Below are 12615 nucleotides of genomic sequence, written 5' to 3'. Positions count from 1 at the left end.
ATTGAAATATTATTTCATCTGAGCTGAAAAAACTTCTCTAAACAACCTAACCTCCTTCTTTTCACAAGTAGTATCACTATCATGAAGCATTTCACCCAATTCGAAAATAAATCCTTAGCAGATCGATTGATCGAGAAAGCTCTAGCTTATAAAAATAACCCTAGGATTGATATATCAAAAGGTTTAGGAAAGCGTGTAGGCTGTATTTTTTTGAACCCTTCATTGAGAACCAGGGCTAGTACCCAAATAGCGGCAATGAATCTTGGTATGGAAGCCATAGTCATGAATATGGATAAAGAAGGCTGGGCACTTGAAATGAAGGAGGGTGCCATCATGAATAAAGGTACTGTAGAACATATCAAAGATGCTGCCGCTGTTTTAGGGACATACTTCGATGTTCTTGCAGTAAGAGCCTTCCCATCACTGGTTGACAAAAAAGAAGATACTGAAGATTATATCTTCAATCAATTCATAAAGTACTCAGGAATTCCAGTTGTCTCTTTAGAAAGTGCCATAAGGCATCCTCTACAGAGTCTTGCAGATATGGTAACCATTCAAGAGCACATGCTATCTGGTGTCAAACCAAAAGTGGTGCTCACATGGGCTCCACATATCAAAGCTATTCCACATGCAGTAGCCAATTCTTTTGCAGAATGGGCAGTGGGATGTGATTATGACTTAACTATAACACATCCAGAAGGCTATGAATTAGATGAAAAATTCACGAAGGGAGCCACTATCGAATATGATCAGAATAAAGCTCTAGTGGGAGCTGATTTCGTTTATGTCAAGAACTGGTCGGCTTTCAATGACTATGGGAAAATTCATACAACTGACCCTGATTGGATGCTTAGAGAGTCACATTTCAAAAATGCCTCAGGTGCAAAAGTTATGCATTGTCTCCCTGTTAGGAGAAATGTAGAACTATCAGATGAAGTTTTAGATGGACAAAGAAGCCTTGTTCAAAAACAAGCTGAAAATAGAATTTATGCAGCACAAGCAGTGCTTAGCATGATCATTGAATAATAACCAAACCTAACAAACCTATTAACACCATGAATATCAGTATTATCAAAATTGGCGGAAATGTCATTGATTACCCCGAAAAACTTGAAGAATTCCTTTTTCTATTTTCAAGATTTCCAGGAAAAAAAATCCTAGTGCATGGCGGTGGAGTACTTGCGTCAAAATTTGGAGAAAGCCTCGGAGTCATGCCAGAAATGATCGATGGCAGAAGAATCACCGACAAAGACACCTTAGACATCGTCACAATGGTATATGCTGGATTGATCAATAAGCAGATAGTAGCAAAACTTCAAAAATTAAAACAAAATGCATTGGGAATGACTGGGGCTGATGGCAACTTGATTCAATCCAAAAAACGTCCTGTAAAAAAGATAGATTATGGTTTTGTTGGTGATATCAAAACCATCAATACAGACCTTCTCGAAAACTTATTGGATCAAGATATAATTCCTGTAATCAGTGCCATCACTCACGATAAAAAAGGACAACTCCTCAATACAAACGCAGATGGTATCGCTTCTGAAATGGCAGTAGCGCTTTCAGGAAAACACAGAATCAATCTCTATTATTGTTTCAATAAAGCGGGAGTTCTAATCGATGAAAAAAATGATGACTCAATTATCCCATTGATCAATGATGACATCTATCAAGAACTCAAACAAGAAAATGTAATCCATTCCGGTATGATCCCAAAATTGGATAATGCTTTCTCTGCTTTGAAAAAAGGTGTCAATCTGGTGTGGATTGGAAAAGCTGAAAATTTGCTACTTGCTGCCAAAGGTAAAGTATCTGGCACTATGATAGAAAGTCACAAATATGATCTTTATTAATAATTGAATTTCAATTATTTAAAATAGATTACCAACATCAATAATTGAAGTAAAATATCATTAAAATTTTAAGTTAGAACGTGGCTTCTCCAGATTATCATGCAGCTATAGACCTCCTCAAGGAACTTATCAAAACACCCTCTTTCAGTAAAGAAGAGGACCAAACAGCTGATATTTTAAATAATTTTTTCCAACAAAGAAAAATACCTGTAGTTAGGTCTCAAAATAATATACTTGTTAAAAACAAGTTCTTTGACGACTCCAAGCCTACGATACTGTTAAACTCACACCATGATACTGTCAAGCCTAATTCCGGCTATACCAGAGACCCTTTCAATCCTCAGGTAGATTTGGGGAAATTATATGGATTAGGAAGTAATGATGCAGGTGGATGCCTTGTTGCTTTGATCGCTACTTTCCTTCATTTTTATTACCAAGACTGTTCATACAACCTGATCTTAGCAGCTACTGCTGAGGAAGAGATTTCAGGTAAAAATGGTGTTGAGAGCATTTTGAATTTGCTTCCTAAGATCGATCTAGCAATTGTAGGAGAACCTACTCAGATGGAAGCAGCAGTAGCAGAAAAAGGCCTTCTCGTAGTAGATGCAACTGTCAAAGGAAAAGCCGGTCATGCCGCTAGAGAAGAAGGTGTAAATGCAATCTACGAGGCACTCGATGATTTACTATTTATTCAGAACTACCAATTTGAACGAGAGTCAAAATACTTAGGCAAAACAAAAATTACAGCTACGTTAATACAAGCTGGAACACAGCATAATGTTATACCCGATACTTGTAATTATACGCTGGATGTAAGAGTTACTGATGCCTACTCTCTTGAAGAAGCATTGGAAGAAATAACTCCTAAGCTTAAAGCCAATCTAGTACCTAGATCATTAAGACTTAACTCTTCCAAAATCCCTGATAATCATCGAATTTTAAAAGTTTTAAAAACATTGAACATCAGTCAGTACGGGAGCCCTACACTATCAGATCAAGCCTTGATGCCTTTTCCTTCGCTAAAAATAGGGCCTGGAGATTCAGCTCGGTCACATTCAGCTGATGAATTCATCTACTTATCCGAGATAGAATCCGGAATCAATTCATACATCAAGTTACTCAATCAATACTTTCAAACAGCATAACTTAAATACCTCATGAAGCTTTGGCAAAAAGATAAAACGAGCAGCAAAGAAGTCGAACAATTCACAATTGGCAGAGATCCTGAATTTGACATACTTTTAGCTCCTTTTGATGTACTAGGTTCAATGGCACATGCTATTATGCTTGAGAAAATAGACCTCTTAAGCAAAGAAGAATTAAGTTTACTTTTGAAAGGATTGAAAGAAATCTATCTAGAAATAGAAAAAGGTCAATTTGACATCCAAGAAGGGGTGGAAGATGTGCACTCTCAAGTGGAGTTCTTGTTGACAGAAAGATATGGAGAAGTTGGCAAGAAACTACATAGTGGAAGGTCTCGTAATGATCAAGTCTTGGTTGATCTAAAACTTTACTACAGGGCAGCCATTCGTGAATTAGTAGAAGCGTCAAAAGAATTATTTGATCTACTCCAAAAACTATCAAAAAAGCATCAATCAGACTTGATGCCAGGCTATACCCATACACAACTTGCTATGCCTTCTTCCTTTGGATTGTGGTTTGGGTCTTTTGCTGAGGGACTGGCAGAAGATCTTGAACTAGTGCTTACAGCTTACAAATTGGCAGACAAAAACCCATTGGGTTCAGCAGCAGGTTACGGATCTTCATTTCCCTTGGATAGAAATATGACTACTAAATTACTGGGCTTTGATGATCTCCATCATAATGTGATCAACGCACAAAACAGCCGTGGAAAAACAGAGAAAACACTTTCCTTTGCAATGGCAGGCTTGGCAGGTACATTAAATCGGATGGCTGCGGACATTTGTCTATTTATGAATCAGCACTTTGGGTTCATTTCTTTTCCCGATGAACTGACTACCGGGAGTAGCATCATGCCTCACAAAAAGAATCCAGATGTATTCGAATTGATCAGAGCCAAAACAAATCAAATTCAAAATATCCCTCAAGCTATCACCTTAATACTCACCAATACAACTACAGGCTATCACCGTGATCTGCAACTATTAAAAGAACATATTTTTCCAGGCTTGGAATCATTGATATCATGTATCAACATGACTAGTCTCATGCTCAAAGAAATCAAAATCAAACCTGAAATTCTCAAAGATTCATTTTACAAGCATGTGTTCTCAGTAGAAGTAGTGAATGAACTTGTTTTGAAAGGTGTACCGTTTAGAGATGCCTACAAAAAGGTTGGAATGGATATAGAAAAGGATGACTTCAATCCGAATCAAGAACAAGTAAACCATACACATGAAGGAAGCATAGGAAATCTTTGTGTGGATGACATCAGTGCCAAAATGGGAGCAGTCATCGAAAAATTTGATTTTGAAAAAGTAAATAAGGCGTATATCAAACTATTGGGTTCTACCACATAAGGTTAGAATCCAAGTTTTATTTCTAAAGCTAGTTGCTCTTCGACTTTGATTAAGCCACCAAGTTTTTTTGGAGGACTTAGGTCTAGTTCATCGAAATTAAGGATAATGTTACCTTTGAGTTGATTCCCTCCATTGGTAAGATCTAAGCTTTTGTATTCCAATCTTTTACCTACAATATTGACGATTACGTCACATGTATAGTCCTTGCCTTTTAATTTCAAGTTATTTACTCGAACCTTAGCATGTGGATACTCATCAGCTTTAATTGTCTTTCTAAAGTCTTTATTTAGTAAAAAATTACCACAGCCAAACTCCTGAACTGGAATGTCAAAAACAATTGGCTTTTGGCTTTTGGCACTATTAACAAAAAGCGTGTCCTTAAAACCTTGATTCAGATAGTCACATTTGAAGCTTCCCAAAGAGGTCTGACCTTGTACGGTGATGACCTTTTCCTTGATGATCAGTTCCTTTTCAGAAGGAACGATGTGACTAAGTACGAGAATCAATGCTATAAGGACACGCATGATTATTTTTAATTTAGAATCCTATGACACCTTCTATCATTAGGCCATTGAATCTACCTCCATTTCTGATATCTCCAACAGCGAAGTCATTGTAGTTTTGGTTTACATATTCGAGCTTAGCTAGGATATTTTTGGTAACAAACCAACCACCGCCTATCTGAACTCTATCGATGCTCACATCTCTACCACCCGTTAACTCACCACTTACTTTATTGTATCTTGCAGCAAGGTAAACATTCTCTTTTACGCCTATTCTGTAGACAGCATCAGCTCCGATTTGGTTCCAACTTCTGTCAGTCTGCTCGTTCGCAGCTTTACCTTTTGATTGCTCAAAGTTTCCAAATAATTCCAAGCCTTTGATTTTCACAAATGGGTTGAATACCATAGCTGTGATATTGTCAGTTTGATTAGGGTTGAACCTACCTGAAGTAAAGTTTGCTGCTGTAGTAGCTCCTACTGGATCCATTACCAAGTAATATCTAGATCCTGCTCTGTCACCACCCCATAGGGTATTTCTTGCAGATCCTGATGTAGAGTAAATAGACCCCGTCAATCTTACTCTGATATCATCAGTGACATATTTATCATAACCAACTTTACCTAGGAAGTTTAACTTTCTGTCATCTGGTCTTGTCACCCCTCCTTGAATCTCACCACCTGTTACGCCAACCATTGCTAAGAAACCGTTATTTTGATAGAATACTTCCCCACCAACTTCTGTAGTAAATGCATCCATGATATAGTTACCTATGAATGGGTTGTACATCGCATTACCGTTATCTGATCTTCTGAAGTGGGCATCACCATAATTGATCTCCATGTGACCGACTCTCACTGTCAGGTACTTGTCAAACCAATCTGTATTACCGATTCCCAAGAAACCTAATTTATCTACTTGCAAGAATCCGCCTTTCACCCAAGTTTCAGGGTGGTGTCTAGAAGAAAGATAAGTCACCAAGTTCAATCTCACACCATCTGCCAAGGCAACATCGATGTTCAAGTTTGCTGTAGCTAAGTTAGTACCTGCACCGATTTCGATAAGAGCTGGGGAACCTGCTGCATTACTGTGGCTTAAGCTTTGGAATTGCTGAGTGAAGTGACCTCCAACTCTTACTTTGATTCCATCAAATTCAACTGTATCTGCTTTTCCTGTTTCGAAAACATTGATACCTCTTTGATCATAGGATCTCCAGAATTGCATATCTCTTTGGAGTCCTTGGGCCATCGTAGCGGCTGATAAGCCTGCGATAGCAATTAGGGAAAGGATGTACTTTTTCATAATTTAATTATTTTGTTGGTTGGAATGTGACATTGAAATGGATACTTACTTCATTACCTGTTTTTACTGTTCCCATCAAAGCTGTGGGAGGATCTATGTTATAATCTGTTAATTTGAAATCATGTTGTCCTTTGAAAGTGACCTTATCACCAGCCACACTTGCTGTTACTGGGAATTTTGCTGACTTAGTTACTCCAGCAATTGTAAAATCTCCCGTTGCTTCGAAACCATTCCCTTTGGCTATTAGCTCCTTCAATGTAAACTTTACATCTTTATGGTTTTTCGTTTTCAATGCTGTGTAGGCATTTTTATCCATACCACTTTTACCACTTTTGATACTTTCAGCAGGCATAGTGATCGTTACATTTTTTACATTGACAACTTTACCATTTTCTAAAGTAATCTGTGCTTTACCTGTAGCTGTGCTAGATTTCATATCCCAATCATGCAAAGTAGACGTTCCAGTCACTTTCAGATCTGCACCAGAAACTAAAGAGAAGTCTGATTGTGCAAATACTGAATAGTTGAAGAAGACAATTACTGCTAAGAGTGTGGTTTTGATTATTTGTAAGCTAAACTTGTTCATGGCTTTTTGCTTTTGATTATGAATCAAAGGTATTATGCCTTAGCTCCCTAAAACATGAGAAAAGTCAGTTTTTATGATGATTTTAGACACAAGCAAAAATCAAAAAATAGAACTCCCCTAAATAAAACACTAAAAGCCTGACATTTACACATCAGGCTTTGAATGATTATTGCATTTTTTTGAATTTAAGAAAATATTTTTTCCAGAATCTTGTAAGTAATCAAGTAAGTTGGTCTCACACCTTCCATTCCCAAAGCGCCAGATGCAAGAGTACTTCCTGTTTCCAAAGGATTGTCAGAAGCATAATATGCATACAGGACTTTTACATTCTTTCTAATTGAATTTCTAATTTTACTAGCTGACTGGATTGCTTTCTGGTAATGTGCCCCTTCCATTTCTAAGCCACATGCTTTCCAAGAGGACTCCATAAAATATCTCAGAACATCTTTATTTTGCAATGAAGTACCCAATACCGTTATCATCGGGCCATCATACACCCCAAGTCCAAAACCTTCAAAATCTGATTTTTTAAATTCATTTTTCAATGGGTAATTATCTGCAGTCCCTTCAAATACATGACTGCTTGGAATCATGATATCTCCTTTGTTTCCTTCAAGAATTCCAGCTTTACCCATGATTGATGCTGAAACTACATCCAATGGAATTACCTTACCGTCCTTTTCATAAGGCTTCAGCAATTCATCAAAGCATTCATAAGCCTGTTCTCCAAATGCATAATCCATCACAACGATGACAGGTCTGGCTTTTGGGTCTTTGGGTAGTGAAACTCCCGGGATGACGGTATCTTTACTCATCTGAGCAGTATCAATAAGCTGTGCCCCTATATTTGTTCCTGACAAATCTGGTAAATCTATAAAACCGTTTGCATTAGCAAAGGCTTGTATTTCTCTCCCCTTATTCTTTTTATCACCAACACTGATATCCATTGCGACTTTTTCAATTTCATCGTAGTTTTTCAATCCCAATGCTTGATGTCCAAAGATGGTGTTGACCACGCTATGAAGATTTGCTGAGATGATATGTATAGGCCTTTCTAGCAGGCCTTTTTCATCCAATACTTTTTTGATTCTATTGGCCCACAACTCTCCATATACGTGATGGCCCACTCTTTCTCTTAGCGTAGCCGAAAATGAAATCTCTCTATCTTTCTCTTCAGCAAATTCGTCAATAGATAATTTACCCAAGTGATAAATAATTGAGAAAAGGCTATTTGAATTTGAAGACTGGCCAAACTTGCTCACTGCTACATGGGTCTCGTCAAATGTTCTTCCTGTAATATGGCTGAGATAAGAGCAAGCAGCCTCTTTGTCAAAATCTTCTCCATTTCGCTCCTTCTCTACTATTTTCTCCAACATCTGCCAATTCAAGTTGATTCTACCTTTATGATCTGTAGAATTTGCCCTGATTTTCTCTGATTCAATATAAAGAAAGGTAAGGTGAGTCAGTATATCATAAATATCTGACTTACCTCTGGTCATCTCTACATACATTTGATCATGGTCTACTCTGTAGCAATTTCTTCTTCTTTTGGCAGGAACTAATGTAGGAAAATCAGAATTCTCATAACCTTCTCGACTGATCAATCTCACATATCTACATTCCTCTATTCCTCTAGGTAGACGTTCCATGACATAAAGCAGCCCATCTAATTCTATTTTTTCTTCGTCCACCACTAGACCATAAATCTCCGGACTCAACACCAAAAGTGAACTCACCAGCGACTCACCAGAAACTCCCATAGGCTTATAAGACCCTCTCATAAAAAGGTGTCTCATTGTAATGTATAGTCTTTCAATGGCGGCTCGTGATTCCTGTGCTCTTGTTCTTTTCATATAAATTTTATTTTTTAGTTATTCTTATTCTGAAATTATGTGAAATTTTCAAACTGCGTGAAAAGAATTTTTTGTCGATTTAAAAAGCAAGCTCAAATTCATTTTCTTAGATTTTTTGCAGTAGATAAATTCAGCAAATATAGTATAATTTCTCGAATACACCCCAATTTAATTTCATGAAGACGTCAAAAACATACTTTTATAATCCGACAATGATCAATAAAGGCTACTTTCAAACCATTGAAGAATTTCAATATCGCTCCTTCAAAACCTCTAAATGATGCAAAACATGGCCAGCCATGATATAAAATAATGCTCTGACACTAACCTCATGATTACTCGCAATTCCAGTCTTGGTATAACTTGCTATTGGAAGCGTTTTCAACATAGATACCAAGGCATAACGCTGCATTTCAAAATCCTCAAGTAAATTCATTAATGGAATATCATTGGCTCTAGCATTGGAAACATAGATATCCTGATCAAATCCAGGTAAAGGTGAAGTCTCTCCCCTTGAAAAGCATAAAGCTCTAAATGTCATCACTCTATCCGTATCAGCAATATGATTTAAAACTTCCTTTGCAGTCCATTTACCTTCAGCATAGGCCAGATTGCTCTTCTCCTCCCCCATTTCCTCGTAAAACTTTCTTATTTCCTCTACTTGATTCAGCAACAACTTGGAAATATCTTCATTGATAATTTTATCAATATACTTTCCGTAATAAGGGGCATATTCTCCTACTTTGGGTTTCATAGATTCGTTCATGTAAAATTCGTTTGGTGATCTATAGTACTTTAGTAAATTTAATAGTTTCAAAATCACCTATAACTAAAATGAGAAAAATATTCATAATAATTACCCTACTTGTTTCAACATCTGCATTTGCTCAAACTCAGATTGTTCAAAGAGATTCAAAAATTGAAAAAATGGTTTCACAAATCAGTGCTACGAGCTTAGAGCAATATGTAAGAGACCTAGCAGACTTTGGCACGAGGCACACGCTGAGCGAAGAAGAGGAAAATAGAGGGATTCTTGCTTCTCAAAACTATGTATTAAATCATTTCAAATCATTTGAAAAAGATGCTGGAGGAAGATTAAGCTCTGAGATTGATTTCTTTACTATTCCAGCTGACAACAGGAGAATTCCAACAGATAGTAAATTAGGAAATGTCATTGCAACCTTGCAAGGTATAGATCCAAATGATGATAGAATTTTTATCATCATGGCTCATATAGATAGTAGAGCACTTAGTGTCATGGATTCAAAAATTGATGCCCCAGGTGCAAATGATGATGGTTCTGGAGTAGCTGCCATCATAGAGCTAGTCAAAATTATGTCAAAAAACACTTATCCTGCTACGATCAAGTTTGTAGTAGTCAGTGGTGAAGAACAAGGGCTTAAGGGTGCAGAGTACTTAGCCAAAAAAGCAAAGTCAGAAAACTGGAATCTTGCAGCTGTCCTCAACAATGATATGATAGGTAACAGCAGATCCTCAGGAACAGATATTGCCGACAATACAAGAATCAGAATTTTTTCAGAAGGTGTTCCTATGGCGGAAACAGAGCAAATGGCTGCTGTAAGAAGATATACCAATGGCGAAAATGATAGTAAATCACGACAACTTGCTAGATTTATGAAAGAAGTTGGAGAAAGGTACGTGGATCAACTTGAAGTAAAACTGATATACAGAAATGATCGATTCCTTCGTGGTGGAGATCATACACCTTTTGCCAGAGAAGGCTTCACAGCTATCCGAGTATGTGAAATGAATGAAAACTATTACGCTCAACATGAAAATGTAAGACTGGAAGATGGTATACAATACGGGGATTTACCAGAATTCATGGATTTTGAATACATGAGAAAAGCAACGGGAATCAACCTTGCTGCTTTGGCATATTTAGCTACCGCCCCTTCCGAACCACAAATGGTAGGGATAGATGTAAGAAGATTGAGCAATACTTCCACTTTGAGATGGGAGGCTCCAAAAATCGGGAAGGCGAAAGGCTACTATGTCTTGATGAGAGAAACAAACGAGTCCATGTGGTCTAAAAAGTTCTATACAGAAGATACTACACTCACTATTCCTTATTCCAAAGACAACTATTTCTTTGCAGTGCAGGCCGTAGGAGAAGGTGGGCACGAAAGTCTCGCTGTATTTCCTCAGCCTATTACAAGATAAGTTCTCGGAAATATTTGACAAAAAATGCACCTCAGATTATTCTAAGGTGCATTTTTTTATTTCTGTCTATTGGCAGCCTGAATGAGAATAGCAAAAACCATGACCAAAATACAGCCTATGGCATTGTACCACAGAAAACCAATATTGATTGGAATACCAAATAGAGCATCTCCATTGTGCCAGTGAATCAATAAAATAATAGCTTCTGCCATAAGAGCTGCAACAAATACGGCATTTCCTTTGATCCATTTCATATAGAAACCTACCAAGAAAATGCCTAAAATTGTCCCATAAAATAGGGATCCAAGAAGATTGACAGCCTGAATCAAATTCTCAAATAATGTCGCATAAGTAGCAAATAAAATTGCAAAGACACCCCAAAACGCGGTAAGCCATTTGGAGGAAAGCATATAGTGCTTATCTGAACCCTCTTTGTAAAGAGACCTTTTATAGATATCCACAGTTGAAGTTGTACCAAGAGAATTGAGTTCGGAGGCAGTAGATGACATGGCAGCAGAAAAGATAACTGCAAAAAGCAGCCCTACAATTCCTACAGGCAGATAGTCCATCACGAAGCGCATAAAAACATAATCTGTATCCTTTGTTTCAGCTGAGGCATCATTTTGAATTATCAAAGATTTGACATCTTTTCTGATTTCTTCTTGTTTGGTATGCGCAGACTTCATTTTTGCTTGAGCATCTGCTATACCTACTTCATTACTACTTTCTATAGCTAAAAGTAATTCAGAAATTGATTTTGATTTTTGGTCAAAAACCTCTGAAAATTGTTCTTCTAATTGAAAATAGTCATCTCTTAATCCTGAATTGATAAGACTCTCGGTTTGCACTTTATTGAATACTACAGGAGGTTGGAAAAACTGATAAAACACAAAAACCATAACACCTATAAATAGGATGATAAATTGCATCGGTACTTTCAATAGCCCATTCATTATCAGTCCCATTCGACTCTCTGCAAGTGTTTTTCCTGTCAAATACCTTTGAACTTGAGACTGATCAGTTCCAAAATAGGAAAGAAAAAGGAATAATGCAGCCGTCATACCTGACCAAAAATTGTAACGATCTGAAAGGTTGAATTCAAAATTCACAATATTCAAACGCTCCATTTTTCCAGCCACATGTAGCGCTTCAGAGAAACTCACTGGGAGCATATTAATCACGAAGACGCCAGCTAGTACCATCCCACCCATCATCACGGCCATTTGCTGCTTTTGAGTAATCGAAACTGCTTTTGTCCCTCCTGACACAGTGTATAAGATTACAAGCAGACCTATAAAAATATTAGTCCAAAATAGACTCCAACCCAAAAGGGTCGATAAAATAATAGATGGAGCATAGATTGTAATCCCTGCTGCTAAACCCCGCTGTGTCAGAAATAAAAGAGCTGCTAAAGTTCTTGTTTTTAAATCAAACCTATTTTCAAGAAACTGATATGCGGTGTAAACTTTCAATTTATAATAAATAGGTATAAACGTAACTGAAAGAATGATCATTGCAACTGGCAAGCCAAAATAGAATTGTATAAAACGCATTCCATCTTCATACGCCTGTCCAGGAGTACTCAAAAAGGTAATAGCCGACGCTTGAGTAGCCATGATTGAAAGTCCAATGGTCCACCAGTTCATGTCACTATCACCTCTCAAATAATTGTCCATACTCTTGGGCCCATAGGTTTTATATACCCCATAGCCAACTATCAGAAATAATGTAGAAAATAATACAATCCAATCAACCGTACTCATGAAAATGCTTGGGTTAACCAATAAAATAAGCCAATCAATACTGCTAAAGCAATGATTAACAACCAATAC

At 37.3% G+C, this 12615-nt stretch carries 11 protein-coding genes; 5 read left to right on the top strand and 6 right to left on the bottom strand.

Annotation, left to right across the window (positions count from 1 at the left end):
• Window positions 1–81: 81 nt before the first annotated feature.
• From BW935_RS12785 to argH, 4 genes are all read left to right on the top strand, one after another.
• On the top strand, window positions 82–1026 hold the full coding sequence (locus BW935_RS12785) for a Rossmann-fold NAD(P)-binding domain-containing protein (protein ID WP_076502033.1): 945 nt from the start codon (window positions 82–84) through the stop codon (window positions 1024–1026).
• Window positions 1027–1055: 29 nt separating this feature from the next.
• Window positions 1056–1856: an acetylglutamate kinase gene (argB, locus tag BW935_RS12780; protein ID WP_076502031.1), complete on the top strand. Its 801-nt coding sequence runs from the start codon at window positions 1056–1058 to the stop codon at window positions 1854–1856.
• A gap of 80 nt (window positions 1857–1936) precedes the next feature.
• Window positions 1937–3001 (top strand): M20 family metallo-hydrolase, encoded by a 1065-nt coding sequence (locus BW935_RS12775; protein ID WP_076502030.1) that lies wholly within the window; start codon window positions 1937–1939, stop codon window positions 2999–3001.
• 12 nt (window positions 3002–3013) lie between these two features.
• Window positions 3014–4357, top strand: coding sequence for an argininosuccinate lyase (gene argH / locus BW935_RS12770; RefSeq protein ID WP_076502028.1), 1344 nt, complete (start codon window positions 3014–3016; stop codon window positions 4355–4357).
• A 2-nt stretch (window positions 4358–4359) separates the two neighbouring features.
• Here the strand turns inward: argH and BW935_RS12765 are convergent, their stop codons facing one another.
• The 5 genes from BW935_RS12765 to BW935_RS12745 all read right to left on the bottom strand — a co-directional run bounded on the left by BW935_RS12765 (window position 4360) and on the right by BW935_RS12745 (window position 9365).
• Window positions 4360–4881 carry a hypothetical protein gene (locus BW935_RS12765; RefSeq protein WP_076502027.1) on the bottom strand — a complete coding sequence of 174 codons (522 nt, stop codon included), beginning with the start codon at window positions 4879–4881 and terminating at the stop codon, window positions 4360–4362.
• A gap of 13 nt (window positions 4882–4894) precedes the next feature.
• The gene (locus BW935_RS12760) at window positions 4895–6160 is read right to left on the bottom strand and encodes a hypothetical protein (protein ID WP_076502025.1); all 1266 of its coding nucleotides are present in this window, start codon (window positions 6158–6160) and stop codon (window positions 4895–4897) included.
• A gap of 7 nt (window positions 6161–6167) precedes the next feature.
• Complete coding sequence (locus BW935_RS12755; protein WP_076502115.1) at window positions 6168–6746, bottom strand: YceI family protein; 579 nt, start codon at window positions 6744–6746, stop codon at window positions 6168–6170.
• Window positions 6747–6931: 185 nt separating this feature from the next.
• Complete coding sequence (locus tag BW935_RS12750) at window positions 6932–8599, bottom strand: DUF6909 family protein (RefSeq protein ID WP_076502024.1); 1668 nt, start codon at window positions 8597–8599, stop codon at window positions 6932–6934.
• 250 nt (window positions 8600–8849) lie between these two features.
• Window positions 8850–9365: a DinB family protein gene (locus tag BW935_RS12745; RefSeq protein ID WP_076502022.1), complete on the bottom strand. Its 516-nt coding sequence runs from the start codon at window positions 9363–9365 to the stop codon at window positions 8850–8852.
• Between the two features lie 68 nt (window positions 9366–9433).
• Between BW935_RS12745 and BW935_RS12740 the strand changes: the two genes are divergently transcribed.
• The gene (locus tag BW935_RS12740; protein ID WP_076502020.1) at window positions 9434–10783 is read left to right on the top strand and encodes a M28 family metallopeptidase; all 1350 of its coding nucleotides are present in this window, start codon (window positions 9434–9436) and stop codon (window positions 10781–10783) included.
• Window positions 10784–10839: 56 nt separating this feature from the next.
• On the opposite strand, the gene BW935_RS12735 is transcribed toward BW935_RS12740, so the two are convergent.
• Complete coding sequence (locus tag BW935_RS12735; RefSeq protein ID WP_076502019.1) at window positions 10840–12546, bottom strand: sodium:solute symporter family protein; 1707 nt, start codon at window positions 12544–12546, stop codon at window positions 10840–10842.
• Window positions 12547–12615 lie beyond the last annotated feature (69 nt).

It is taken from the genome of Belliella pelovolcani (assembly GCF_900156785.1).
Taxonomy (GTDB): Bacteria; Bacteroidota; Bacteroidia; order Cytophagales; family Cyclobacteriaceae; genus Belliella; species Belliella pelovolcani.
This window is presented reverse-complemented; position numbering and strand designations above follow the sequence as displayed.